We start from the raw sequence: 24,627 nt of genomic DNA, 5'->3' as shown, positions 1-24,627 counted from the left end.
AATTGACGGTCGATCACACTGTCCGTATAACATAGGACATCCCTTATCCAATCTTTGGAGACTTCATGACCCGATACAAAGTCGGCGTGGTCGGTTGCGGATTCTTCGGTAGTTCACTCGCACGCGAGTTTGCTGCCCATCCCCGTTTCGAACTCACGATGCTCTGCGACCGAGATATAGAGCGGGCGACGGAAGCTGCGGGAGAATTCGGCGCGACCCCTACCAGCGATCACGGTGATGTGGCGGCTGACGCGACGATCGACCTTGTTGTAGTGGCGACGCCCAATCACACCCATGCGGAACCGGCACTCGCCGCACTGACTCAGGGCAAGGCAGTATTCGTCGAGAAGCCGCTCGCAGTCGAACTCTCCGAAGCTCGCGGCATGATCGAGTGCGCCGACGCCAACGGTTCGACACTCATGGTCGGACACATCATGCGGATGATGCCGGGCGTGCGACGCCTGGCCGCATCGGTCCGATCCGGAGACATCGGTGACGTCAACGCAATCGAGACTTCGAGGTCCCGGTGGATAGACACTGCCGGCGCGGACCCGCAGTGGTGGAAGCTCGACAAGAGTCAGACCGGCGGCGAACTCACTCACGAGATTCACGAACTGGATTTGATGTGCTGGCTCGGCGGTGACGTCAACGGGGTGTCGAGCATCGTGACACCGGACGACGGATTCCGGACGACGGTCGTGAAGTTCGCCAACGGCGCGGTCGGCACCCACACCATCTCTACCCGCTCGCACACGTCGTCGTGGGATCTGACGGTCAACGGATCGAACGGCGCGCTTCGGGCAGATTTCCGCACCGGGCTGGTGCAGCTGTTCACGGATGGTCGGATTGTCGAATCCTGGCCCATCTTCGATGACACCGACGAGAATCAGTCCCTGATCGACTCGGCAACCAAGACGCAGAAGTACAACTCCGGCGGCGGGGCGTCGTCGGTGTGGATGCAGGCCGCGATCCGTCACGAAATCGACGAGATCGCACGGGTTCTCGATTCCGGTGCCGAATCGCCCCTCACTGCGGCCACCGACCGGGCGCTGGTCGTGGCGCAGCAGGTGCGTCTCGGACAGGCCGAGCCCGCAGACCTTCGAGTTGCGCGATGAGCGTCCGCGTTGCCGTGATCGGCAGCGGCGGAATTGCACGAGACCACGTACGTTCGCTCGCCGGCCTGCCGACGGTGGAGGTCGCTTACGTTGTCGGTAGTGACTCGAGCCGGGCCGCCTCTGTTGCGGCGCTCGCACCGGGAGCGCAAGCGAGCACCGACCTGGACCGAGTTCTGGCAGATCCGTCGATCACGGCTGTCAACGTCGTCGGGGCAACTCCCGATCATGCGCCGGTGACGATTGCGGCAGGCCGGGCGGGAAAGCATGTCCACGTGGAGAAGCCGGCCGCGCTGAGCGTCGCCGACTTCGACGCCATGGTTGCAGCCACCGAGGGCAACGGTACGTCGTTGATGGTCGGTCAGACCGTGCGGTTCCAGCCGTCGATCACCTCGATCGGCGCTTCTGTCGCGCAGGGCGCTATCGGTGATCCCCGCTTGATCCATCTGAGTTGGTACACCGGCCACGTCTGGCCGGGCGGCTGGCGCGGGTGGCAACACGACAAGGAACGCTCCGGTGGGCACCCGGTGCACAACGGAACTCACGCACTTGATCTGGTGACCTGGCTGATCGACCGCAAGCCGATTCGGGTGTTCGCCCGCAGCTTCCCGACGTTTGCCGCCGGCATGCCCGTTCACGACAGCTTCCATCTGACCGTCCGCTTCGAGGACGGTTCCCTGGCGCTGATCGAGTTGGCTTACGCGCTGCCACAATCGGGAAAGATGGTGCGCCGCATCGTCGTCTCGGGCACGCGGGGCACTCTCGCGCACGACACGGGCGATGATCCGGGGCTTATGTCCGACACCACCAACGCACCGCCGTCGTCGATCGAAGATGCCATGACACATCAGATGCGCCACTGGATCGGCACTCTTGACGGTTCCGTCACGCCGTTGGTCCAGAACTGGCAGGTGCGCGCGGCGCTCGCCACAGCCGTCGCCGCGCAACAATCGCTCGAGACCGGGCGCGCCGTTGCAATCGGAGGGCAGCAATGACCAGCACTGGCTCGATCCGAATCGGATTCATCAGCGGCGTAAGGCATGCCGGATCCTACGCGGACTTGTTGCGAGCCGACCCCCGCGTACACCTCGTCGGTGTTGCCGACGAATCATCGGTGCCCGACTGGATCCGCGAAGACGGCATGAAGATGGCCGATGACGCCGACATCGCATGGATCGACGACCTCGGTGAGCTTCTCGACCCTGACCGAATCGATCTGGCGGTCATCTGCAGCGAACCGACTCGGCATGCGAGGCTCGCCATCGCTGCCCTGAACGCGGGACTTGATGTCCTCGTGGACAAGCCGGTGGGAATCGACGAGACAGAAGCCGCGGCGGTTCAGGAAGCAGCTGAGGCAAACGGGCGCATCTGCACCGTAGTAAACCGCACGCATTCACCCGCCCTGCGGAGACTGCGCCGCTGGATCGACGCGGGAAACCTCGGACTTCCACGCCACGTGGACATCGAGTTCCTCGCCAGCGGAACACATTTTGCGACATCCGTGGAACGGCCGGAGTTGGTTGTCGACCCAGCATTGTCGGGCGGGGGAGAAGTTGTGAACTTCCTCGGATACGCCGCCGACTACCTCCGTTACCTCACCGGACTCGACGTCACCGAGGTGTACGCGGAGACAAGCACGTTGTACGGCGGCGCACACGAGAAGTTCGGTGTGGAAGACACCGCGCTGATTTCACTCGCGCTGGCACACGGCGTCACTGCGACCGTCACAGTCGGAAGAATCCCCGCAGCACCGGGTTTCGGTGCCAATACCGCAACGGTTCGAGTCCTCGGATCGCACGGGTACGCCAGTTCGGATGACGACAAACCCGCGCTCATGCAGTTCGGTGCTTCCGGTGACGTCACCGCACTACCCATCGGGGGCTTCGGATCCGACAATGCAGTCTCGTCCTTCCTCTCTCACCTACTCGATCGACTTCCGAAGCGCATCAACCCTGATTACTCCGTTGCCGATGCTCGCGCATCGATGCGCGTGATCGACGCCGCATACCGGTCCGCCGCGTGCGGGCAGCCGGTCTCCGTGTGATCAACCTTCAAGTGTATTGCCCCGCAATTTAATCCGATAATCAACGTACGGAGACCCCATGAGCACGGACACCACGACCTTCAGCGGAATTGTTCCTCCGATCGTCACACCCCTGACCATTGATGGTGACGTCGACACGAAGTCGCTCGAGCGCCTCCTGTCGATGCAGATCGAGGCGGGCGTCGACGGACTGTTCATCCTCGGTTCCTCGGGTGAGGTCGGCTACCTGACCGATGCTCAGCGCGCCCAGGTCGTGCAGACGGCCATCGGACATGTCGGCGGTCAGTTGCCGGTGTTGGTCGGCGTCAACGACATGACCACGAACCGCGTCATCGCCGTTGCCGAGCAGGCTCGTGAGGCGGGTGCCGACGCCATCGTCGCGACAGCTCCGTTCTACGCGATCACCAACGCCGAAGAGACGGCCACGCACTTCCGTTCCATCCATGCGGCAGTGGACCTTCCGCTGTTCGCCTACGACGTTCCGGTCCGTGTTCACAGCAAGCTTTCCGTCGCAATGCTGGTCGAACTCGGCCGCGAAGGTGTCATCGCCGGTGTCAAGGACTCGAGCGGCGACGACGTCAGTTTCCGCATGCTGCTGCGTCAGTCCGTCGGCCTGGAGAACTTTGCGGTCTTCACGGGCCACGAGGTTGTTGTCGACGGGTGCCTGCTCATGGGTGCATCAGGTGCGGTGCCCGGTCTGGCAAACGTCGATCCCCATGGCTACGTCCGGCTGTGGCGCGCCGCGCAGGCCGGTGACTGGGCTGGCGCCAAGGTCGAGCAGGACCGGCTCACGGACCTCTTCTCCATCGTCGAGGCGCCGACACCCGGCCGCGTCAGTGCAGGTGCTGCCGGATTGGGCGCCTTCAAGACTGCACTGGCTCTGCGCGGTGTCATCTCGAGCAACACGATGTGCGCTCCGATGTTGTCCCTCGACGAGTCCGAGGCCGCAACCATCAAGGTCATTCTCGAACGCGCCGGACTGATCTGACGATGACGCACGGGCAGGAGCGTTGGATCGGTGTCGACATCGGGGGCACCAAAGTGGCTGCAGCCGTGGTCACCTCCTCCGGTGAGGTACTCGAATCCGTTCGATCGGCGACGCCGGCATCGGGTCGAGATGCGGTGCTGGGCACTACAGCTGCACTGATCGACCGGTTGCGCGCCACACATACTGTCGAGGGAATCGGCGTGGGTGCACCGGGAATCGTCGACCGCTCGCGCGGACGAGTGGTGTTCGCCTCCGACATCCTGCCCGGGTGGATGGGCGCCGAAGTGCGCAGCGAACTCGAAGCGCTCACGTCGCTGCCGGTAACCGTGGACAACGACGTGCGAGTTATGGCGCACGGGGAGAACATGATCGGGGCCGGCCAGGGACGGAGTTCTGTTCTGTTCGTCTCGATCGGTACCGGCATCGGTGGTGCGCTGTCCATCGGCGGCGAACTCCGCCATGGTGCTCACGGCACGGCCGGTGAACTCGCGCACCTCCTTGTTCCCGCAACCGGTGCCATTGGCTGTGGATGCGGACGCATGGATCACCTCGAAGCGGTTGCCTCCGGACCGGCAATGGCCGCCGAGTATGCCGCCAGGGCCGGTGTTCCCGTGCAGCCGCTGCAGAAGGTGGTTGCACTGATGCACTCAGGTGACCCGATTGCACGCGCAGTGATCACCGATGCGGGTGAACTACTCGGCCGGGTTCTGGCCGGAGTGGCAACGGCCTTTGATCCCGAGGTGATCGTCATCGGAGGCGGTGCCGCCCAGATCGGACCTGATCTGCTGGTGCCGCTGGTGTCCGCATTCCGTCTCGAAGCGATGCGTCCGATCGCTGACACTGCCATTCTCCCGGCCCGTTTGGGCACCGACGCACCGTTGGTGGGTGCCGGACTACTTGCCGCCGCAACACGAACAGAGGTATCACGATGACGCTCGACGAGTTACTGAAGATCATCAGCGGAAAGCTGGTCGTCTCGTGCCAGGCGGGCCACGGGCACGCACTGCGCGACACGGCGACAATCGAGCGGATGGCACGGGCTGCAGTCGACGGCGGCGCCGCCGCGATTCGCTGCGGCGGAGTAGGTGGAACACCCGACGTCGCGGCGGTTGCCGCCGCGGTGACGGTGCCGGTGATCGGCCTGACGAAGATCGGATCCTCCGGGGTGTTCATCACTCCGACACGAGAATCTGCATTGGACGTTGTCGACGCCGGTGCCCAGATCGTTGCAGCCGACGCGACATTGCGTCCACGCCCGGACGGACTGTCATTCGCGGATACGGTCGAGGCAGTCCATGCGCGCGGCGCTCTCGTGATGGCTGATTGTGGAACACTCGAGGACGGCATTGCGGCAGCGGAGGCAGGTGCCGACATCATCTCGAGTACCCTCGCCGGTTACACCGAGAACAGTCGACGACTCAGTGGTCCCGATCTGGAACTCATCTCCGAACTGCGCAACGCACTTCCCGATGCGGTCCTGATCGCGGAAGGCCGCTACCACAGCCCGGAAGCTGCAGCGCAGGCGATTTCGCTTGGTGCGGATTCGGTAGTGGTGGGTACCGCGATCACCGATCCGGCGTTCATCACCTCGGCGTTCGCCAAGGCGATCGCGAGCGCGCGGAGCGATGGTCGATGACGGCTGAGCGTCGCAGAGTCGAAGCACTGCTGAAAGATTCGTCTACACCGATCCGATGGGTGTTCACCGGCGACAGCATCACGCAGGGTTTGGCTCACACAAACGGGCAGCGCAGCTACGTCGAACACTTTGCGGAACGCATCCGTGGTGAGATGTCGTTGTTCAATCACATTGTGATCAACACCGGCGTGAGCGGTAACCGCTCGTCCGATGTCCGTGACGGATTTGCCCATCGCATCGAGATCTTCGAGCCGTCGGTGGTGCTGATCATGCTCGGCACCAACGACGCTCTCGGCGGCGGCGGTGACGACCTCGAACGCTTCCGGGCAGATTTGTCCGACATCATCTTCCGCTCGCGCGCGCTCGGCGCCGTTCCGATCCTGCAGACGCCGCCGCCCATCGACGTCCCGAATGCACCGACGCGATCCGCGCTGATCGACTACGTCGAGATGACCCGTCAGGTTGCCGCGTCGACGCGCGCGATCTTCATCGACCACTACGAGCAGTGGTTCGCGGATTCACCTGAGGGGCCGCCGTCGTCGCTCTTGGCTGATGCGTTCCATCCGAACGAGAACGGGCACTATGTGATGGCGGACGCAGTGCTCCGCGAGTTGGGGATCGCCGACATGGACAGTTCTGTTGCAACACAGGTGATGTCGTGATCCTGCGGGGAAAGCTGATCGCCGGAGGCCGCATGCTGGCCGACGGAGTTGTCGAGACGTCCGGTGATCGAGTGGTGTGGGCCGGACCCGCGTCCGATCGGACGGACCCGCTCCCGGAACCTGCTGATTCTTCCACGACGATCATTCCCGGTCTCGTAGACGTGCACTGCCACGGGGCCGGCGGATTCGGTTTCCCGGAGGCCGATCGTGACGGTTCCACGACGGCGGCGGATCACCACCGACGCAACGGAACGACCTCCTTGATCGGGTCGTTGGTGTCGGCTCCGCCGGAGATCTTGCATCGTCGCATCGAATTGCTGGCGTCGCTCGTGGACGGAGGCACGCTTGCCGGAATCCACCTGGAAGGCCCGTTCCTGTCTGTACTGCGCTGTGGTGCACAGGATCCTGCCAGCATTCTCGACGGTGATCCAGCCCTGCTCGAGTCGCTGTTGACTGCCGGCCGCGGCCACATCCGCTCGATGACCATCGCACCCGAGACCGCGCATTTTGCCGAACTGTCGACAATGCTGGCCGAGAATGGCGTAGTGGTCAGCATCGGCCACACCGACGCGTCCAATCCCACCGCCACCCGCTCGATCGCGCATTCCGCTCACGCACCGCTCAGTGCCACACACCTTTTCAACGGAATGGCGCCCATGCACCACCGTGAGCCTGGCACAGTGGCTGCCTGCCTGGCTGCCGCAGCCCGTGGCCAGATGGTGGTCGAGTTGGTCGGCGACGGTGTCCATCTGGCCGATGAAACAGTCTCCACGGTATTCGATCTTGTCGGCCCACATCAGATTGCTCTGGTCTCCGACGCCATGGCGGCAGCAGGTATGCCGGACGGTCGGTACCCGCTCGGTCCACTCGACGTGGACGTTGTCGACGGAGTAGCCCGATTGGCCGGGCAAGGCGACACCGCGATAGCCGGCGGCACCAGCAGACTGATGGACATCGTGCGTCGGACGGTGCTCGATGCCGGCGTCGATCTGCTCTCGGCAGTTACCGCCGCAACTGCAACTCCCGCTGCGCTACTGGGATTGACCGGGATTGTCGGCGACCTCGTTCCGGGATGCCGCGCCGATCTTGTCGTGACCGATGAAAAACTTTTGCCCCGAGCAGTCATGGCTTCGGGAAACTGGCTTACGAACACCATGGAAAGCTGAGGGGAAGAACTCCGATGGAAATTGTCATCGTCAACGACGCGGATACGGCCGGCACGGTTGTCGCCGATATCTTCGACCACGCAGTGCGCTCCGGCGCACGAACTTTGGGCTTGGCTACCGGATCGTCGCCGCTCTCCGTCTACCGCGAACTTGCGAGGCGCCACCGCGAGCAAGGCTTGAGTTTTGCCGGCCTACAGGCTTTTCTGCTCGACGAGTACGTCGGCCTCCCGGATGGACACCCCGAGTCGTATGCGCAGGTGATCCGGACCGAGCTGGTCAATCACCTGGACCTCGACAGTGCTCGCGTGTTCAGTCCGAACGGGACTACCGGAGACCCGTTCGGCGCCGCTGCCGCCTACGATCGCGCGATCGCCGCCAACAGTCCGGTGGATGTTCAACTCCTCGGTATCGGAGCAAACGGCCACATCGGATTCAACGAGCCGACGTCGTCGCTGACCTCACGTACGCGGGTGAAGACGTTGACCGAACAGACCCGGATAGACAACGCACGATTCTTCGAGAGTCTCGACGACGTTCCGCGCCACGTCATCACCCAGGGGCTCGGAACTATCTGCGATGCACGGCATCTAGTGATGATCGCAACCGGAGAACACAAGGCCGACGCGATCGCTGCAGCAGTTGAAGGACCCCTCGCAGCGGTCTGCCCTGCATCGGTTCTCCAATTGCACCCGCACGCAACAGTTGTCGTCGACGAAGCCGCGGCGTCGAAGCTTCAGCTCACCGAGTTCTACAAGACGGTGTCAGCGCACAAGCCCGTCGCACAACACTACTGAGCGACGCGGCACCTTCACTTTGCTCCGACTGTAACTTTCTCGAGAGTGAGCGCCCGCTCCGGCGTGAGCAACTGGAATTCGGCCTCGCCGCGTTGACGGATCCAGACCGGATCGCTGGTGTTCCAGCGCTCCGCGCTCTGGGTGCGGGTGACAACTTTGAAGGTTGCGGTCCGGGGAAATTCGCTGCAGACCCGGATGAGTGTGGGCTTCTGCTTCGGGCCCAGCTCGGGACGTGAATCTATGTAGGCGGCAACCGCTTCGGGATCGAAGTTGCTGACATCACCTACCGGGATGACCGATGCCATCACTCTGTCGCCGACATCGCTGTCCGGGACGGCGTAGACCGACACCTGCGCAAAGCCGGGGTAGGCGGTCAGCGCGCGTTCGATGGGGGCGGCGCCGATGTTCTCTCCGTCGACGCGCAGCCACCCGGAACTGCGCCCCGCGAAGTAGACGTATCCGTCGGCGTCGGCGTACGCGAGGTCGCCGGTCCAGTACTGACCGTTGCGCATACGTTCGGCGTCGGCTTCGGGGTTCTTGTAGTACCCGGCGAAGGCTCCCGGGCCGGTCACGTTGACCATTTCGCCGGTTGCCTCGTCCGCGTTGACGATCCGGCCATCCGCGTCGAATTCTGCAGGTGGGCAGGGAACTCCGGTTTCGGGGTGAAGAATCTTCACGCCGTCCGGGAGCAGTCCGAGAGTGCCGGCGCGGGGGACAGGAGCTGCGCCGATGGATACTCCACCCTCGGTGGATCCGAATCCGTCGATGACGCGCGCGCCGAAGCGACGGACAAACGTGGCGACTGCCGGAGCGGCGCCCTCGTTGCCGTACATGATCTTCAGGGTGTTGTCGTGATCGTCGGGCTGCTCGGGTGTTGCGGCGATGAAGGAGAGCGGTTTGCCGACGTAGTTGGAGTAGGTGATGCCGTATTTGCGGACGTCAGGGAGGAATCCCGAGGCGGAGAACTTGCGGCGCATGGCAATTGCGCACTTGCGGTGCAGCGCGATTGCCCACGCTGCCATGATCGCGTTGGAATGGAACATCGGCATTGCCATGTAGATGACATCGCTCGGCCCGAGTTCGAATCGATCACCGAGCATGATCGCGGGATCGGCGATCTTGGAGTGCGTGCAACGAACAGCCTTGGGATCGCCGCTGGTCCCTGAGGTGAAGATGAGCATCATCAGATCGTCGGGAGAGACTGCGCAGGCGTTGTGCGGGGAATGGGCGAAGGGCGCCAACAGTTCCGCCCACTCCGGCGAGTCGACGTTGACTACCCGAACGTCGCCGAGGTCGACACCGTCCAGAAGATGCGCCTGACTGTTCTCGGTGAAGACGATCTGGCAGTCGGCCAATGCGACATCTCGAGCCAGCGCCGGCCCGCGCCTCGTTGTGTTGAGTCCGGCCAGCACCGTGCCGGAGAAGGCCGCGGCGCCCAGTAGCAGTGAGAACTCCGGGATGTTCTCCATCAACAACCCGAAGTGGCGTGGACGCTCGTGGTCGAGCACAGCATCGAGCATCGCGGCGCGGTCGAAGGAGGCCTGGATATGCTCGCGCCAGGTGATGACCTGGTCCTCGAATCGGATGCCGTACGAGTCGATCTCACTGACTCCGAGGAGCAGATCTGAAACGGTGGGGCTCTCACTCATAATTGCATCATTACCGATTCGTCGAGGACCAGGTCCGGGTATTCCGCTTGGTGGGACTCCGCTTGGCGAGACAAGCTCACGCAGGCTCGTCAGCCAGTTCCTTACCGAGACTGCGCAGCAGATCGGTGGTGTTGCCGAGCAGGAATTCGTGACGCTTGGCAGCGAGGAAGTACCGGTGGATCGGGTGATCCTCGTCCAATCCGACACCCCCGTGGACGTGGACAGCGGTGTGCGCGACGCGATGGCCGGCGTCGGCTGCCCAGAACTTCGCGGTCTTGACGGCCTCGGTGGCAGGGAGAGATTCGCTCAGTTGCCAGGCCGCTGCCCAGAGCGTCAGACGTACTCCCTTGACGTCGATGTACCCGTCGGCCAGTCGCTGAGCCACAGCCTGGAAACTGCCGATCGGGCGACCGAATTGGACTCTCTCGCGCGCGTATTCCGCGGTCAGTTTCAGCGCCTGATCGAGTACGCCGTATTGGTATGCGCTGGAACCGAGTCGGGCGCGTCCGACGATCCATTCGCTGATCTCGGAGCCCCGAGCCACTGAGCCGAGCACCCGGTTGTCCGGCAGTTCGACCGCGTCGAGATCAACCTGGCCTGCACTGCCGAAGTCGACTATCGACTGCCGTGTGACACTGACACCGACATCGCCCGGCTGCACCAGGAACACCACGACACCGTCGTCGGTGCTTGCGGGAACCAGGAAGAGATCCGCTATCGGTGCGCTGTCGACCACGATCTTCGTGCCGGTCAGCTCCCAACCGCTATCCGTCCGGTGCGCCCGCGTGAACGGGAGCGCGGGATTGTCGCTCCATTCTTCGGACAGCGCTGCTGTCAGGATCTTTTCGCCGCGGGCTGCGGGCGCAGCCCAGTCGGCGCGCTGCGTGTCGTCGCCGAATTCCGCGATCGCGGCGGCGGACGTCGCGATGGACGTCAGATACGGCACCGGCGCAACAGCCCGGCCCAATTCGACAAGAATGCTGCACTGCTCCAGCACACCAAATCCGTCGCCGCCCACCGATTCCGGCAAGGCTGCGCTGAGAACGCCGGACGACGCGAGCGCCGCCCACAGCGTGCGGTCGGTACGGTCCTGCGCTGCGTCGAGTTCACGGAGGCGGTCGTTGGTGACGAGCTCGGTGACAATTCCGCGGGTGAGGCCGGCCAGATCGTTCTGGGCCTCGGTGAAGGTGAAATCCATGTCGCGAGGTGTCCTTATCGCTTTGAGGGCGGCAAGCCCAGGGCCGTCATACCGATGATGTCGCGCTGCACTTCGTTTGTGCCGCCGCCGAACGTCAGAATCAACGAGGAACGGTGCATCCGTTCAATCCGTCCACGCAGGACTGCGCCGGGGGAGTTCTGCCGGATCACGGCAGACGGGCCGAGGATTTCCATCAGCAATCGGTAAGCCTCGGTGGCGAATTCGGTGCCGAATACCTTGTTCGCCGACGCCGCCTCCGGGCCAGGAGAATGATCGGTGGTAGACGCGATTTCCCAGTTCATCAGCTTGAGGTACTCGGCCTTGGCATGCACCCGAGCCAGGTTGATCTGCACCCATTCCTGATCGACCATGCGTCGGCCGTCGGGAAGCTTGGTGTTCTGGGCCCACTCGCGGACCTCGCGCTGCGCCGTCAGAATCGGACCAGCCGAGGTGAGCGCAACACGCTCGTGATTGAGCTGATTGGTGATCAGGCCCCAGCCGCCGTGTTCCTCGCCGACGATCGACGACGCCGGAACACGCACATCCTGGTAGTAGGTGGCGCTGGTGTCCGGTCCGGCCATGGTGTGGACCGGTGTGTAGGAGAATCCTTCGGCGGTGGTGGGGACGATCAGCATGCTGATTCCCTTGTGCTTCTTGGCTTCCGGATCGGTGCGGCAGGCGAGCCAGATGTAGTCCGCGTACTGGATGAGACTTGTCCACATCTTCTGACCGTTGATGATGTAGTCGTCGCCGTCCTTGACTGCGGATGTGCGCAGCGACGCCAGGTCGGTTCCGGCTCCGGGTTCGGAGTATCCGATGGCAAAATGCAGTTCGCCGCGCGAGATTTTCGGCAAGAAGAACGCCTTCTGCTCCTCGGTACCGAAATGCATGATTGTCGGGGCCACTGAGTTGATGGTCAGGAAGGGCACCGGTGCTCCGGCGATCGCGGCCTCGTCGGTGAAGATCAGCTGGTCCATGGCGGATCGTTCCTGCCCGCCGTATTCCTTGGGCCAACCCAGCGTGAGCCAGCCGTCCTGGCCCATCTGTGCCACAACCTCGCGGTAGACGTTTCCTTCGCCGTACTCGCCGGTGGTGGCTGCGAGGGCTTCGCGGCGAGCCGGGGTCATCAGTTGAGCAAAGTATGCGCGCAACTCCTCCTGAAGCGCTTGTTGCTCAGGTGTGTAGGTGATGTGCATGGTTGCCTCTCGAAGTAGAGATACAAATCGACTATCTGGCACAGGTTCTATAGGCAGGTTCTTCGGGCGTGGCCCGCATGTCGGCGAATCCAGGCACTCGTTTCTGCTACTTTTCCGAATCATTGCACACGAGGTGGAACAGGTTCTAGTGTTAGGGCAGGAACGGTGCCGAGCACAGCCCTGCGATGCCCGTTCCTCCACTAGTCTGTGGCGCCCAAATGTGTGAGTAGAGAAGAGGAATACCCATGGAGGTCAGGGTTGATCTGGACCGTTGTGAGGCCAACGGAGTCTGCGTCGGTATCGCCCCCGATATTTTCGACCTCGACGACAACGAGGAGTTGGTGATCAGTTCGGCGCGTCCGCCGGAGGATCGCTGGGAAGATGTTCGCTCTGCGATCGCCCAGTGTCCACGCGCCGCATTGACGGAACATCCGTGAGGGCTATTGCCCAAAACAGGAACACGTTCTAAAGTTGCGAAGTCGTGAGGCCCGGCAGGCTCCGCCGAGACGGTCGGGTTCACGATCGCACAGAACTGGGAGAACGCGTCGATGAATGCTGTGAAGAGCGAGGACACCAGTCTCGAAGGCAAGGTCGCCATCGTGACCGGTGCCGGATCGGGACTCGGAAAATTCGAGGCCATCGCCCTGGCGAAAGCCGGCGCGTCGGTGGTTGTCAACGATCTGGCGCCGAACGAGGCTGTCGAGGCAACTCTCGACGAGATTCGTAGCCTGGGCGCCAAGGTCGAGTTTGTTGCCGGCAATGTCGGCGAACGTTCCACGGCGGACGCGCTCATGGAGAAGGCGCAGGGCCAGTTCGGCAGTGTCGACATCGTGGTCAACAACGCCGGAGTCGTCCGCGATCGGATGCTGTTCAATATGTCGGACGAGGACTGGGATCTGGTACTCGAAGTCCATCTGCGTGGGCATTTTCTGTTGTGCCGCAACGCCGCTGCGTATTGGCGCACAAAGTCGAAGGATGCCGGCGCGCCGGTGTACGGGCGCATCGTCAATACGTCTTCGGAAGCGGGATTGCTGGGGCCGGAAGGTCAGCCGAATTACGGTGCGGCCAAAGCCGGCATCACGGCGCTGACGCTCTCCGCCGCTCGCGGGTTGTCCCGCTACGGAGTGCGCGCCAACGCCATCTGCCCACGGGCACGGACGTCGATGACCGAGGGTGTTTTCGGTGACGCGCCGGAAGAGGGCATCGACCCGCTCTCGCCCGAGCATGTGGCGTCGTTGGTGTCGTATCTGGCGTCGCCGGCAGCAGATGCCGTTAACGGTCAGGTCTTTATCGTCTATGGCCCTATGGTCGCGCTGATGTCGGCGCCTGTGGTGGAGCGCCGGTTCGACGCTGACGGGGTGGCCTGGTCGCCCGAGTCGTTGTCCGTGGCGATCGGTGATTACTTTGCCGACCGGGATCCCGCCGCGATGTTCTCGGCTTCCGCCGCGCTTCGCGAGCTGGGCTGACGCACGTTGCCACCGGCTTGCTCGCGACACGAAACTCAAATTCACAGATATCGCCGTTGTCGTCGTATTTTTTGGTAGAAAGAGCATGGTCACATGTCCGAATGACTGATTTGTCGCGAATGCGAGACTGTCGGTCTTCAAAAAACTGGACTGTGTTCTAATTTTGCGCGTCATGGGTGGGGTGGTAGAACCCGCCCATGAAGAGTGCGTTCTCTGATTGTCGACGGCATCTCCGATGTCGATCATCCACCAAAAGTATTAACTTGCATGATATTTCGATCATCTATCCGCAAATGGCGGACAATGTGAGGCGTGTTCGACAGGTGGTTTCCCGGTCGTGAAATCTGGCTATCCCCGGTGATATGCGCCCGTTTTTGACAGGTGAACACGTTCTAGTTAATATGACCTGAGTCACAAGCTGTCGGGGGCTGGACTATGCAAAGAGACAGTGTTGCGGCAACAAGAGACGAGGAGGACGGATGGTAGACCTCGTCGAGGTGCCATTACGGGCGGTCGGTGGCTTCTTTCAGATGTCAGCGGAAACCTTGCGGGCAGTCTTTTCTCGTCCCTTTCAGCGTCAGGAATTCATCGATCAGGCCTGGTTCGTAGCCCGGGTCTCGATGGTCCCCACCGTGCTGGTCGCCATCCCGTTCACCGTGCTCGTCAGCTTCACCATCAACATCCTGCTTCGAGAAATCGGCGCTGCCGACCTCAGCGGCGCGGGAGCTGCGCTCGGCACCGTCACACAGGTCGGTCCCATCGTGACAGTCCTCATCGTCGCCGGCGCCGGCGCCACAGCAATCTGCGCAGACCTCTCCGCCCGCACCATCCGCGAAGAAATCGACGCGATGAGAGTGCTTGGCATCAATCCGATCCAGAGGCTTGTTGTTCCTCGGGTGCTTGCGTCCACCGGAGTGGCGCTGCTGCTCAACGGTTTGGTCGTCACCATCGGAATCCTCGGCGGTTTTGTGTTCTCGGTATTCATCCAGGACGTCAACCCCGGAGCATTTGTCAACGGCATCACCTTGCTGACCGGATTCGGCGAGCTGATGATCTCGATGGTCAAAGCCGGGCTCTTCGGCATGATCGCCGGACTTGTCGCCTCGTATCTCGGGCTCAACGTCAAGGGCGGCGCCAAGAGCGTCGGCGACGCCGTCAACCAGACCGTCGTGTTCTCGTTCATGGCGTTGTTTGTCGTCAACGTTCTCATCACCACCATCGGCATCAAGTTGACGGCCGGATGAGGCACACGGCAAGCGGGAGCACTGTGACACACCACGACGGACAGGAGGCGTACTGATGGCATTGGCGGCAGCAGGGCGTTTCCCGCGAACTCGGCGGCGCATCGGATCGGTCTCTCGCGGCGTCGACAGCATCGGTGATCAGGCACTGTTCTTTGCGAAAGCGATCGGACATGCACCAAAGGCTTTGATGCGCTACCCACGTGAGACTCTTCGCTTGATCGCCGAGATCAGCATGGGAACCGGAGCACTGGCCGTCATCGGCGGCACCGTCGTGATCGTCGGCTTCCTGACACTCTTCACCGGCGGCACCATCGCCGTGCAGGGTTACAGCTCGCTCGGAAACATCGGCGTCGAGGCACTGACAGGATTCTTCGCAGCGTTCATCAACGTTCGTATCGCCGCACCCGTCATCGCGGGTATCGGGTTGGCCGCCACCATCGGTGCCGGCTCCACGGCCCAACTCGGAGCGATGCGTGTCTCGGAGGAGATCGACGCCCTCGAGACCATGGCCATCCCGTCCATCCCGTATCTGGTCAGCACCCGCGTCATGGCCGGCATGATCGCCATCATCCCGCTGTACTCGCTGGCCGTGATCGCGTCGTTCATCGCCAGCCGTTTCGCGACGGTGTTCCTCTACGACCAGTCCGGTGGTGTGTACGACCACTACTTCACAACCTTCCTGATACCCACGGACATCTTGTGGTCGTTTGCCCAAGCGATAGTCATGGCCCTAGCGGTCATGTTGATCCACACCTACTACGGCTTCAATGCGACCGGCGGCCCGGTCGGCGTCGGCGTCGCCGTCGGTAATGCGGTGCGTGCCTCGCTGATCGCGGTTGTCACCGTCACCCTGCTCATCTCACTCGCCATTTACGGTGGGTCCGGCAACTTCAACTTGTCGGGATAAGGGGGGCGAGAAAAATGACAGTTCCCAGCTGGCACAAGAAACTTGCCGCAGCCGGTTTGATCCTCGGACTCGCGGCAATCGTGGCCGTCGCACTCACCATGTTCGCGGGCGGATTCACCGAGAGCACCCCCATCACCGTGATGTCCGCGCGCGCCGGTCTGGTCATGGAACCCGACGCCAAGGTGAAATTGCGCGGCGTGCAGGTGGGCAGCGTCGAATCGATTTCACTCGACGGGGACCAAGCCAGTCTTCAACTCGCGATGTACCCCGATCAGATGTCCAAGATTCCGTCCAACGCCGGCGTGGAGATCAAGTCCACCACCGTATTCGGCGCGAAGTACGTCAACATCGTCATCCCGGACGATCCGTCGACTCAGCCCATTCAAGAAGGTGCGGTCATCACCTCCGACAGCGTGACCGTCGAGTTCAACAGTGTCTTCGAACATCTTTCGGAGGTACTGGCCCAGGTCGAGCCCGAGAAGCTGAACGCAACACTCGGTGCCATTTCGACGGCACTCAACGGCCGCGGCGAAGCACTCGGCGAGGTACTCGAATTGGGCGATACCTACTTGAAGAAGATGAATCCCACGTTGCCACAACTGCAAGAGGATCTGGCCAGCGCGTCCACCGTCACCAACTTGTACGCGGACGTGGCGCCCGACCTGCTGCGCATCCTCGACAACGCAACCACTACAAGCGGTTCGATCGTGGCCGAGCAGGCCAACCTGGATCTGCTGTTGCTCAACATCACCGGCCTCGCCAACACCGGTAACGCCTTGCTGAGCGACAACGAGCAGGCCCTCACCACGTCGCTGGACACCCTGACGGCAACCACGACGCTGCTCGAGGAATACTCACCGGGTCTGACGTGCTTCCTCGTCGGATTGAACGACGGGCGCATCAAATTCGAGCCGATGGCCGGTACTGGCGACAAGGCGGCATTGATGCTCAGTGCGAGCTTCATGTGGGGCGCGAAGGCATACACGAATCCGGAGTCCCTTCCGAAGGTCGCCGCATCGGGCGGTCCGAATTGTTACGGCTTCCCCACCTTCGATCCGAAGGTGGACGGTAAGGCTCCGTTTGCGGTCACCAACACCGGAAACGTGCCGTTCGTACCCAACACGGAGTTCGAGGTGACGGTTCCGACGATCTTCCAGTTCCTCTTCGGGGACTCTTACGAACAGGACGGGGAGTGATGAGACCGACAACGGTAAAACTCTTGATCTTCACACTCGTCATGTCGGTGATCTTTGCCGGATTGGCAATCGTGTTCAGTCAGGTGCGATTCAGCAGTAGCAACGGTTTTCACGCCACGTTCGCCGATGTTTCCGGTCTGAAGTCCGGAGACAAGGTGCGGATCGCCGGTGTTCCGGTCGGATCCGTGACGGGCGTGTCCATCGATGATTCCAACCAGGCTGAAGTCAGCTTCGACGTCGATACCCAGTACTCGTTGATGAAGAGCACCAAAGCGACGGTCCGCTACGAGAACCTAGTCGGCGATCGCTACATGGAACTACTGGAAGGCCCCGGTTCGACCGAATCTTTGTCGTCCGGCGGTTCGATTCCGGTTGATCAGACGTCGCCCGCTCTGGACCTGGATCTGTTGCTCGGTGGTTTCAAGCCGCTCCTGCGCGCGCTGGATCCTCAGCAAGTCAACGATCTGTCAGGAGCGCTGCTTCACGTCCTGCAAGGCCAGGGCGGAACTCTGGTTTCTCTTCTGGGAAACACCAATTCGTTCACCAATACGCTCGCGGATCGCGATCAGTTGATCGGTGACGTGATCACCAATCTCAACGACGTCCTCGGGACGATCAATGACAAAGGCGATCAGTTCTCCACCACGATCGATCAACTCCAGCAGTTGGTGAGTGGTCTGGCGCAGGACAGCGGTCCGATCGCAAATTCGATCACCGAGATCGCCGGTGCAACAGGGGATCTTGCGGCGCTACTGGGAGCTACCCGTCCGGACATCCAGACGTTGATCGGTGAAACCAACCGCACGATGACACAACTGGACCTGGGCAAGGAAGACATCAACACCGCGCTCGCGCGTCTGCCCTCGGACTACCAGAAGCTGATCCGCGTCGGAACCTACGGTTCTTTCTTCCAGTTCTATCTGTGCGCCAACACCTTCAAGTTCTCCGGCCCTGACGGAACCACGATCGTCCTGCCCACGGCAGTGCAGACCACGGGAAGGTGCGCGAAGACACAATGAGTCCTACCCGCGAACGAAATCCCGTACAGATCGGAATCGTCGGTCTGGTCCTCGCCGTCGCGACGGTCGGCGCCGCACTGCAATACGATCAGTTGCAGTTCCTGTCCGGGGGCATCCGGCACTCCGCCTACTTCGCCGACGCAGGCGGTTTGGTGGCCGGTGACAATGTCACGTTGGCCGGCGTGAATGTCGGCAAGGTCAGCGAGGTCGAACTCGACGATCAAAGCGTGCTGGTCACCTTCACCGTCGAAGACGGGATAGCACTCGGTGAACAGACGTCGGCCGACATCAAGACCAATACGGTGCTTGGCCGTAAATCGCTGGCAGTCCGGTCCGAAGGTCCAGGACTGTTGCGGACCGGTACGCCGATACCCTTGGAACGCACCAACTCTCCGTACTCGCTGAACGACGCACTCGGAGATCTGGGCACCACCGTGTCGGAGCTCGACACAGAACAGATCAACGATTCGCTCAATGCGATCTCGGATACGCTTGCCGACACACCGCCGGAGTTGCGGGGAGCACTCGACGGTATGACCCGGCTCTCGCAGAGCATCAACGCGCGAGACGAAAGTTTGCTCCAATTGCTCTCGCGCGCTGAGGACGTCACCAAGATTCTCGCGGATCGCAGCGGACAGATCGACTCGCTGTTGGTGGACGGAAACAAGTTGTTCGGTGAGTTGAGCTTGCGCCGTGACGCGATCAGTGAGCTGATCGTCAACACCTCCGCGGTATCGCGTCAGCTCTCGGGGCTGGTGGTGGAGAACGAGGCCCAGATGGGTCCCACCCTCGAGAAGCTGAATTCTGTTGCGGAGGTCCTTCAGAACAACAAGGACAACATCTCCGGCGCGCTCGACGGCCTCGGTCCGTACATCACGGCACTCGGCGAGACCGTGGCAAGCGGACCGTTCTTCGATGCCTTCATCATCAACATTCTTCCCAGTAACTGGTGGAAGACCCTGGTGGACAGCAGCGTTGATCCCGAACAAATTCCGTCGGACCTCGAGGACTTCTTTCCCGGGATTCCGCCGACGATCAGGGGGCCAGGAGAATGACCGACACAACAGCCTCCACCGCATCGCGTAAGAAGTGGATACTGATCATCGGCGCCGCGGCGCTGGTAGTCCTCCTCGTCGCAGCCGCGGCCTACCTTCTGATTCCGGGACTGGGCAAGACCAAGATCTCCGCCCACTTCGTCTCGACGACGGGTCTGTACGAGGGCGACGTCGTCCGCGTGCTGGGCGTCAACGTCGGCAAGGTCACGAAGATCGAGCCCCGAGATCAGGACACCTACGTCGAGATGGTTGTCGACCGCGGCGTCGACATACCAGCGGACGCACAGGCACTCATCGTCGCGCAGAGCCTCGTTTCTGCGCGGTTCGTTCAGCTGACCCCGGTGTATGCCGGTGGTGACCAGATGCCAGACGGCGGCGTTATTCCGATCGAACGCACCGCGGTCCCGGTCGAGTGGGACGAGATCAAAACGGAACTTGCCAAACTCTCCGAGGCACTGGGCCCGGAGGGCGTTGACGACGAAGGTTCATTGGGACGGTTCATCAATACGCTTGGCGACAACCTCGAGGGCAACGGAGAATCCATTCGGATGACGTTGCGCGAGTTGTCCGACACCATGCACACACTGTCGGAAGGCCGGACAGATCTCTTCTCCACCGTCCGTAACCTGCAGGCGTTTGTCACCGCGCTGTCCTCGAGCAACGAGCAGATCGTGCAATTCAGCGGACACCTCGCTTCGGTCAGCAGTGTTCTCGCAAGCAGCTCCGACGAATTGGGCACAGCCCTGAGCGATCTCGATCTCGCTGTGGGTGACGTCCAGCGGTTTGTCAACGACAACCAGGCAGCTCTGAGTGAATCGGTGGCGCGGTTGGCCGACGCAACCCAGGTGCTGACCGACAAGCGCCCCGAGATCGAACAGGTGCTTCACTCCGGCCCGACGTCGCTGGCCAACTTCTATCAGATCTACAAGCCTGCGCAGGGCAGCATGACCGGTGCAATTGCGCTGAGTAACTTCAAGAATCCGATTCAGTGGATCTGTGGATCCATTCAAGCCATCGATACCGCCCCAGCTGAGAGAAGTGCCGACCTGTGTAAGGAGTATCTCGGCCCGGTGCTCAGCACGCTCATCATGAACTACCCGGGATTCCTCTTCAACCCGGTCTCCGGAGTTCAGGCCTTCCCGGACCAGATCGTGTACACGGAGCCAGGTTTGGAAGCGGCGGCAAGTCCAGGTCAGGCCGCATCCGCTCCGCAGCCGGCAGCAGACCCGCTCAGCGGCGTGCCGATGCCGTCCGTTCCCAAGGACCTCACCGAGCTCTTCAACATGGGGGGAGGCAACTGATGCGCGCCCGAGGTAAAGCAGTAGTGGTGACATTGGCCGTCGGCGTTGCTCTCGGCGCCAGCGGTTGTGAATGGAACGGGTTGAACTCCGTGCCGATGCCCGGCACCCAGGGCCGAGGCGAGGGTTCGTACGAGGTTCAGATCGAGATGCCCAATGTGACTACCCTGTCGCAGAATTCACCCGTCCGGGTGGACGACGTGGCCGTGGGGAGCGTCTCCAACATCGAGGTCCAGGGCTGGCACGCTCTGGTGACGGTGTCGCTCAATCCCGAGGTCGAGTTGCCCGCCAACGCAACCGCGAAGATCGGGCAGACCAGTTTGCTCGGATCGCAGCACATCGAACTGACACCGCCGGTCGAGGAGGCGCCGGAGGGGCGTCTCGAGGCCGGCGACGTCATTCCCCTCGAACGAGCGGGTGCCTACCCGACCACGGAGCAGACACTGTCTTCGTTGTCCGTCGTATTGAACGGTGGCGGACTCGCCCAAGTTCAGGACATCACCACGGAATTGAACGCGGCACTCGTCGGGCGAGAGGATGCTGTTCGCGACTTGCTCCCGCAACTCGATCAGCTCGTCGGAAGCCTCGACAAGCAACGCGGAGACATCATTTCGGCGATGGAAGGCATCGACCGGCTGTCGTACACCGTCGAGGCGCAACGCGACACACTGAACAAGGCGCTCGACGGAATCCCACCGGCACTGGACATCCTGGTGGCACAACGCCAGGACATCACCAATGCGTTGACGTCCCTTGGCGGTCTCAGTGAGGTGGCCAGTCGCGTCATCAACGAAAGCGGCGAAGATTTTGCCACCAATGTTCGGTCGCTGTCTCCAACTCTGAAAGCACTTGCCGATTCCGGTAATGCGCTGACGCAGGTGCTCGGGGTTCTGCTCACGTTCCCGTTCCCGCAGAACGGAATCGACAACGTCATTCGAGGCGATTACGCCAACCTGGCCATGACCATCGACTTGACGCTGCCGCGACTCGACGCGAACTTCCTCACCGGTACACCGCTCGCAGGTTCCCTTGGCGGTCCGGAAGGTGTTCTCGGCACGCAGGCGGGGCTGGGCGGGCAGGCAGGCAACCCGTTGAGCGATCCACTCAGGCCGGCAGCAGCTCCGGCTCCCGCAGCTCCCGCTCCCGCAGCAGAGGCTCCCGCGGCGGACCCGAACACCATCACGATCCCGGGACTTCCGCCGATCACCATTCCAGGACTTCCTCAGGGGGCACCAGCACCATGATGCTCACAAAGTTCGTCCGCATCCAGCTTGTCATCTTCGCGGTATTGACCGTCATCGGCCTGGTCGTGATGGCAACACAATACGTGCGGGTTCCGGCGATGATCGGGATCGGACGCTACGCCATCACCGTCGAATTGCCTTCCACCGGTGGGTTGTACAAGAACTCCAACGTGACGTACCGCGGCCAGAGTGTCGGCGTCGTGAAGGCCGTCGAGTTGTCGCAAACCGGTGTGAACGCCCAGTTGTCCATGGACAGCGGAGTCGAGATTCCGGCCGACGTCGACGCCGTGGTCAAAAGTGTGTCCGCGATCGGCGAGCAGTTTGTCGATCTGATCCCGCACACCGACTCCTCCGGTGCGATCGTCGTATCCGGTCACCTGGAGAACGGCTCCGTCATTCCGGTTGATCGCAGTTCCGTGCCCCAGGATGTCGGTGCGCTACTCGATCAGGCAGATCTGTTGCTGCAGAGCATCTCCGACACAAAACTCAAGACCGTCATCGACGAATCCTTCAAGGCGTTCAACGGTGCGGGACCCGACTTGCAGAAGCTGATCGACTCCGCTCGCCTGTTCGTCGAAGAAGCGAACAACAACTCCGACGCCACAAAGACGCTGATCGAGCAGGTCGGCCCGCTGCTCGACACCCAGATTGTCAGCAGCGACGCCATCCGTTCGTGGACAAGCGATCTGGTGACCTTCACGGATCAGTTGCGGGCCAGTGACCCGGATCTGAGGGCAATTATCCAGAAGGGCCCGGCAGCGGCGTCCGAGGCCAATGCACTTCTCCAGGATCTTCAGCCCACGTTGCCGATCCTGTTGGCGAACCTGGTTTCTGTCGGCGAGGTAGGAGTGCTGTACAACAACGCAATCGAGCAGATCCTTGTCATCTACCCGCCGTTGTCGGCAGCGCTCGTTACGGTCGCCGGCTCCGGAAATCCTGCCGATGGCGCACTGGTCGATTTCCACCTCGAAGTCAACGATCCGCCGCCGTGCACCACAGGATTCCTCCCGGCCGAACAATGGCGCAGTCCAGCAGACGAATCCCCGATCGCAACTCCGTCGGACCTGTTCTGCCGCATCGCTCAGGACTCGCCGATCGCCGTGCGAGGAGCGCGCAACCTGCCCTGCGCTGAGTTCCCGGGGCGCCGCGCCGCGACAGTGGAACAGTGCCGGACCGGTTACGAGCCCCTGGGTACCAATCCGCAGACCGGGCCGCCGCAACCGATCACCGCGACCCCCAGTTCCTATGCGTCGGAACCGGGCGTCACCGCACGTCGGTACGATCCGACTACAGGCACGTACATAGGACCCGACGGAAGGACGTACTCGCAGCCGAAACTCGGTGCCGGCGGAGACATCAGTCTCGAAGAGTTCATGAAGGGTCAGCAAGGTTGATGAACGAAGAAGAACCCAAGCAGCGAGTGCGCCGTCGGGCGTCTCGCAGCGCCGGACCGACCGGCGCAGATACAGACGCAGCGTCGACGGTAGTGCCCAGTGAAACGGTAGTGCCCAGTGAAACGGCAGTGTCCAGAGAAACGGCAGTGTCCGGTGAAACGACAGTGCCCAGTGAGAAGCCGGCTGAACAACTTGTCGCACTGAACAAAACCGAACCGAGTGTCAGTGAGCCGAAGCAGCCTGCAGAAGAACCGAAAGCACCTACGGCGGTGTCACCGGATTCCGAGCTTTCGGCTCCGGCAACAAAGCCACCGAAGTCCCGGAAGTTGGTCGGCGGGATAGTTCTGGCATCCATTGTCGCGCTGGCGTTTGCAGTGGTGTCGGTACTGCTCCTGGTGGATCGCAGCCAGGCCTCCAGCGCTGAGGAAGAACGGTCCGCATATATCGCGGGTGCGCGGACCACAGCGCTCAACCTGACCACTCTGCATTCGGAGACTGCGGGGGCCGATCTCGACAAGTTCTTGGCCGGCACTACCGAAGAATTTCAATCGCAACTCGACGGACGTAAGGATTCGTTTGTCGATGTTCTCGGACAGGTAGGTGTCCAGACGGACGGCGAGATCCTCGAAGCCGGGTTGGAAAAGATCGACGGTGATTGTGGAACCTCGCTCGTCGCGGTGCGTGCAATGCAGAAGAATGCGGAGCAACCCGAGCCCGAGGAACGCAACTATCGCCTGCGAATCACCATGTGCGATACCGACGGGCAGCTCCTTGCCTCGAATGTGGAGTTTGTGCCATGACCCCGGAGACGACAGACCCAGCAACTACAGCGACAGGCACGCCGTCCGCGCGCGTGTCACCACTGACCATCGTCTTGTGCGTGATCAGTGCGCTGGCCATCGCGCTGGCAGGGCTGTCTGCGTATCTCTACTTCGGTCCTGACGGAACTCGGGATCTGGCGGCCACGGACAGCACCAGAGATGAAGTGGTGCAAGTTTCCTCGGACCAGGCAGTCGCGATGTTCCAGTACGACCACAACAACGTCGATCAGCAATTGCACTCGGCAACAGAAGGATTGACCGGCGATTTCCAGAATCAGTTCACCGAGTTGATCGAGTCGGTCATCATCCCCGGCGCTCAGGAGAAGGCACTGACCGTTCAGGTTGTCGTGCAGGGTGCGGCAGTTCTCGATGCTGCACCGGATACCGCCACCACGATGCTCTTCCTCAATCAGATTACGACGTCGAAGGATTCACCGGAGGCCGTCGCCAGTGGCAGTCGAGTCAAAATGGGACTCGAGAAGCAGGATGGTCGCTGGCTGGTGAGTAGCGTTCAACCGTTCTGATCGACACCTGCTCG

General features: G+C 61.9%; 24 protein-coding genes. 21 read left to right on the top strand and 3 right to left on the bottom strand.

Annotated features, from left to right (window positions below; genetic code table 11):
- Positions 1–65 precede the first annotated feature (65 nt).
- Genes V2B23_RS13720 through nagB form a run of 9 tightly spaced genes read left to right on the top strand, consistent with a single transcriptional unit; the run spans position 66 to position 8,402 of the window.
- The gene (locus tag V2B23_RS13720) at positions 66–1,115 is read left to right on the top strand and encodes a Gfo/Idh/MocA family protein (RefSeq protein ID WP_430950846.1); all 1,050 of its coding nucleotides are present in this window, start codon (positions 66–68) and stop codon (positions 1,113–1,115) included.
- A complete protein-coding gene (locus V2B23_RS13715; RefSeq protein ID WP_430950845.1) occupies positions 1,112–2,107 on the top strand; it encodes a Gfo/Idh/MocA family protein in 996 nt (331 codons plus the stop codon). The genes V2B23_RS13720 and V2B23_RS13715 overlap by 4 nt, the downstream gene beginning before the upstream one ends.
- Positions 2,104–3,156: a Gfo/Idh/MocA family protein gene (locus V2B23_RS13710; protein WP_430950844.1), complete on the top strand. Its 1,053-nt coding sequence runs from the start codon at positions 2,104–2,106 to the stop codon at positions 3,154–3,156. Before V2B23_RS13715 ends, V2B23_RS13710 begins: the two co-directional genes overlap by 4 nt.
- 58 nt (positions 3,157–3,214) lie before the next feature.
- Entirely contained in the window at positions 3,215–4,144 is a 930-nt protein-coding gene (locus V2B23_RS13705; RefSeq protein ID WP_430950843.1) for a dihydrodipicolinate synthase family protein, read from the top strand.
- A gap of 2 nt (positions 4,145–4,146) precedes the next feature.
- Entirely contained in the window at positions 4,147–5,076 is a 930-nt protein-coding gene (locus V2B23_RS13700; RefSeq protein WP_430950842.1) for an ROK family protein, read from the top strand.
- Positions 5,073–5,780 carry an N-acetylmannosamine-6-phosphate 2-epimerase gene (locus V2B23_RS13695; protein WP_430950841.1) on the top strand — a complete coding sequence of 236 codons (708 nt, stop codon included), beginning with the start codon at positions 5,073–5,075 and terminating at the stop codon, positions 5,778–5,780. Before V2B23_RS13700 ends, V2B23_RS13695 begins: the two co-directional genes overlap by 4 nt.
- Positions 5,777–6,442 carry an SGNH/GDSL hydrolase family protein gene (locus V2B23_RS13690; RefSeq protein WP_430950840.1) on the top strand — a complete coding sequence of 222 codons (666 nt, stop codon included), beginning with the start codon at positions 5,777–5,779 and terminating at the stop codon, positions 6,440–6,442. Before V2B23_RS13695 ends, V2B23_RS13690 begins: the two co-directional genes overlap by 4 nt.
- The gene (locus V2B23_RS13685; protein ID WP_430950839.1) at positions 6,439–7,608 is read left to right on the top strand and encodes an N-acetylglucosamine-6-phosphate deacetylase; all 1,170 of its coding nucleotides are present in this window, start codon (positions 6,439–6,441) and stop codon (positions 7,606–7,608) included. Before V2B23_RS13690 ends, V2B23_RS13685 begins: the two co-directional genes overlap by 4 nt.
- A gap of 14 nt (positions 7,609–7,622) precedes the next feature.
- Positions 7,623–8,402, top strand: a complete 780-nt coding sequence (nagB, locus tag V2B23_RS13680) for a glucosamine-6-phosphate deaminase (protein ID WP_430950838.1) — start codon at positions 7,623–7,625, stop codon at positions 8,400–8,402.
- A 14-nt stretch (positions 8,403–8,416) separates the two neighbouring features.
- Here nagB and V2B23_RS13675 read toward each other — a convergent pair whose 3' ends face one another.
- From V2B23_RS13675 to V2B23_RS13665, 3 genes are all read right to left on the bottom strand, one after another.
- Positions 8,417–10,051: a long-chain-fatty-acid--CoA ligase gene (locus V2B23_RS13675; RefSeq protein WP_430950837.1), complete on the bottom strand. Its 1,635-nt coding sequence runs from the start codon at positions 10,049–10,051 to the stop codon at positions 8,417–8,419.
- Between the two features lie 76 nt (positions 10,052–10,127).
- Positions 10,128–11,249, bottom strand: a complete 1,122-nt coding sequence (locus V2B23_RS13670; RefSeq protein ID WP_430950836.1) for an acyl-CoA dehydrogenase family protein — start codon at positions 11,247–11,249, stop codon at positions 10,128–10,130.
- Positions 11,250–11,263: 14 nt separating this feature from the next.
- Positions 11,264–12,445 carry an acyl-CoA dehydrogenase family protein gene (locus V2B23_RS13665; RefSeq protein ID WP_430950835.1) on the bottom strand — a complete coding sequence of 394 codons (1,182 nt, stop codon included), beginning with the start codon at positions 12,443–12,445 and terminating at the stop codon, positions 11,264–11,266.
- Between the two features lie 245 nt (positions 12,446–12,690).
- On the opposite strand from V2B23_RS13665, the gene V2B23_RS13660 reads away from it, so the two are divergent.
- The 12 genes from V2B23_RS13660 (at position 12,691) to V2B23_RS13605 (ending at position 24,613) form a co-directional block, all read left to right on the top strand.
- Complete coding sequence (locus V2B23_RS13660) at positions 12,691–12,882, top strand: ferredoxin (protein ID WP_033232296.1); 192 nt, start codon at positions 12,691–12,693, stop codon at positions 12,880–12,882.
- 111 nt (positions 12,883–12,993) lie between these two features.
- Positions 12,994–13,911: a 3-oxoacyl-ACP reductase gene (locus tag V2B23_RS13655; RefSeq protein WP_430950834.1), complete on the top strand. Its 918-nt coding sequence runs from the start codon at positions 12,994–12,996 to the stop codon at positions 13,909–13,911.
- 479 nt (positions 13,912–14,390) lie between these two features.
- Complete coding sequence (locus V2B23_RS13650) at positions 14,391–15,155, top strand: MlaE family ABC transporter permease (RefSeq protein ID WP_138871973.1); 765 nt, start codon at positions 14,391–14,393, stop codon at positions 15,153–15,155.
- A 55-nt stretch (positions 15,156–15,210) separates the two neighbouring features.
- Positions 15,211–16,062, top strand: coding sequence for an MlaE family ABC transporter permease (locus V2B23_RS13645; protein WP_430950833.1), 852 nt, complete (start codon positions 15,211–15,213; stop codon positions 16,060–16,062).
- A 14-nt stretch (positions 16,063–16,076) separates the two neighbouring features.
- Positions 16,077–17,258, top strand: coding sequence for an MCE family protein (locus V2B23_RS13640; RefSeq protein ID WP_430950832.1), 1,182 nt, complete (start codon positions 16,077–16,079; stop codon positions 17,256–17,258).
- Positions 17,258–18,277 carry an MCE family protein gene (locus V2B23_RS13635; RefSeq protein WP_430950831.1) on the top strand — a complete coding sequence of 340 codons (1,020 nt, stop codon included), beginning with the start codon at positions 17,258–17,260 and terminating at the stop codon, positions 18,275–18,277. Before V2B23_RS13640 ends, V2B23_RS13635 begins: the two co-directional genes overlap by 1 nt.
- A complete protein-coding gene (locus V2B23_RS13630) occupies positions 18,274–19,332 on the top strand; it encodes an MCE family protein (protein ID WP_430950830.1) in 1,059 nt (352 codons plus the stop codon). The genes V2B23_RS13635 and V2B23_RS13630 overlap by 4 nt, the downstream gene beginning before the upstream one ends.
- Positions 19,329–20,633, top strand: a complete 1,305-nt coding sequence (locus V2B23_RS13625) for an MCE family protein (protein ID WP_430950829.1) — start codon at positions 19,329–19,331, stop codon at positions 20,631–20,633. Before V2B23_RS13630 ends, V2B23_RS13625 begins: the two co-directional genes overlap by 4 nt.
- Positions 20,633–21,874 carry an MCE family protein gene (locus V2B23_RS13620; protein ID WP_430950828.1) on the top strand — a complete coding sequence of 414 codons (1,242 nt, stop codon included), beginning with the start codon at positions 20,633–20,635 and terminating at the stop codon, positions 21,872–21,874. The genes V2B23_RS13625 and V2B23_RS13620 overlap by 1 nt, the downstream gene beginning before the upstream one ends.
- Positions 21,871–23,268 carry an MCE family protein gene (locus V2B23_RS13615; protein ID WP_430950827.1) on the top strand — a complete coding sequence of 466 codons (1,398 nt, stop codon included), beginning with the start codon at positions 21,871–21,873 and terminating at the stop codon, positions 23,266–23,268. Before V2B23_RS13620 ends, V2B23_RS13615 begins: the two co-directional genes overlap by 4 nt.
- The gene (locus tag V2B23_RS13610; RefSeq protein ID WP_430950826.1) at positions 23,268–24,068 is read left to right on the top strand and encodes a hypothetical protein; all 801 of its coding nucleotides are present in this window, start codon (positions 23,268–23,270) and stop codon (positions 24,066–24,068) included. The genes V2B23_RS13615 and V2B23_RS13610 overlap by 1 nt, the downstream gene beginning before the upstream one ends.
- Positions 24,065–24,613 carry a twin-arginine translocation pathway signal gene (locus V2B23_RS13605; protein ID WP_430950825.1) on the top strand — a complete coding sequence of 183 codons (549 nt, stop codon included), beginning with the start codon at positions 24,065–24,067 and terminating at the stop codon, positions 24,611–24,613. The genes V2B23_RS13610 and V2B23_RS13605 overlap by 4 nt, the downstream gene beginning before the upstream one ends.
- The last annotated feature ends 14 nt before the right edge of the window (positions 24,614–24,627 follow it).

Source organism: Rhodococcus sp. 24CO (assembly GCF_050586165.1).
Classification (GTDB): Bacteria; Actinomycetota; Actinomycetes; order Mycobacteriales; family Mycobacteriaceae; genus Rhodococcus_F.
The sequence above is the reverse complement of the archived record's forward strand: the minus strand, read 5'-3'. Positions and strand labels throughout refer to the sequence as shown.

Coding starts and splice junctions, on each gene's coding strand:
- V2B23_RS13695 (WP_430950841.1), top strand. CDS start 5,073: ATGACGCTCGACGAGTTACTGAAGATCATCAGCGGAAAGCTGGTCGTC.
- V2B23_RS13690 (WP_430950840.1), top strand. CDS start 5,777: ATGACGGCTGAGCGTCGCAGAGTCGAAGCACTGCTGAAAGATTCGTCT.
- V2B23_RS13710 (WP_430950844.1), top strand. CDS start 2,104: ATGACCAGCACTGGCTCGATCCGAATCGGATTCATCAGCGGCGTAAGG.
- V2B23_RS13615 (WP_430950827.1), top strand. CDS start 21,871: ATGATGCTCACAAAGTTCGTCCGCATCCAGCTTGTCATCTTCGCGGTA.
- V2B23_RS13620 (WP_430950828.1), top strand. CDS start 20,633: ATGCGCGCCCGAGGTAAAGCAGTAGTGGTGACATTGGCCGTCGGCGTT.
- V2B23_RS13650 (WP_138871973.1), top strand. CDS start 14,391: ATGGTAGACCTCGTCGAGGTGCCATTACGGGCGGTCGGTGGCTTCTTT.
- V2B23_RS13675 (WP_430950837.1), bottom strand. CDS start 10,051: ATGAGTGAGAGCCCCACCGTTTCAGATCTGCTCCTCGGAGTCAGTGAG.
- V2B23_RS13655 (WP_430950834.1), top strand. CDS start 12,994: ATGAATGCTGTGAAGAGCGAGGACACCAGTCTCGAAGGCAAGGTCGCC.
- V2B23_RS13625 (WP_430950829.1), top strand. CDS start 19,329: ATGACCGACACAACAGCCTCCACCGCATCGCGTAAGAAGTGGATACTG.
- V2B23_RS13715 (WP_430950845.1), top strand. CDS start 1,112: ATGAGCGTCCGCGTTGCCGTGATCGGCAGCGGCGGAATTGCACGAGAC.
- V2B23_RS13665 (WP_430950835.1), bottom strand. CDS start 12,445: ATGCACATCACCTACACACCTGAGCAACAAGCGCTTCAGGAGGAGTTG.
- V2B23_RS13705 (WP_430950843.1), top strand. CDS start 3,215: ATGAGCACGGACACCACGACCTTCAGCGGAATTGTTCCTCCGATCGTC.
- V2B23_RS13670 (WP_430950836.1), bottom strand. CDS start 11,249: ATGGATTTCACCTTCACCGAGGCCCAGAACGATCTGGCCGGCCTCACC.
- nagB (WP_430950838.1), top strand. CDS start 7,623: ATGGAAATTGTCATCGTCAACGACGCGGATACGGCCGGCACGGTTGTC.
- V2B23_RS13610 (WP_430950826.1), top strand. CDS start 23,268: ATGAACGAAGAAGAACCCAAGCAGCGAGTGCGCCGTCGGGCGTCTCGC.
- V2B23_RS13660 (WP_033232296.1), top strand. CDS start 12,691: ATGGAGGTCAGGGTTGATCTGGACCGTTGTGAGGCCAACGGAGTCTGC.
- V2B23_RS13605 (WP_430950825.1), top strand. CDS start 24,065: ATGACCCCGGAGACGACAGACCCAGCAACTACAGCGACAGGCACGCCG.
- V2B23_RS13645 (WP_430950833.1), top strand. CDS start 15,211: ATGGCATTGGCGGCAGCAGGGCGTTTCCCGCGAACTCGGCGGCGCATC.
- V2B23_RS13720 (WP_430950846.1), top strand. CDS start 66: ATGACCCGATACAAAGTCGGCGTGGTCGGTTGCGGATTCTTCGGTAGT.
- V2B23_RS13640 (WP_430950832.1), top strand. CDS start 16,077: ATGACAGTTCCCAGCTGGCACAAGAAACTTGCCGCAGCCGGTTTGATC.
- V2B23_RS13630 (WP_430950830.1), top strand. CDS start 18,274: ATGAGTCCTACCCGCGAACGAAATCCCGTACAGATCGGAATCGTCGGT.
- V2B23_RS13700 (WP_430950842.1), top strand. CDS start 4,147: ATGACGCACGGGCAGGAGCGTTGGATCGGTGTCGACATCGGGGGCACC.
- V2B23_RS13635 (WP_430950831.1), top strand. CDS start 17,258: ATGAGACCGACAACGGTAAAACTCTTGATCTTCACACTCGTCATGTCG.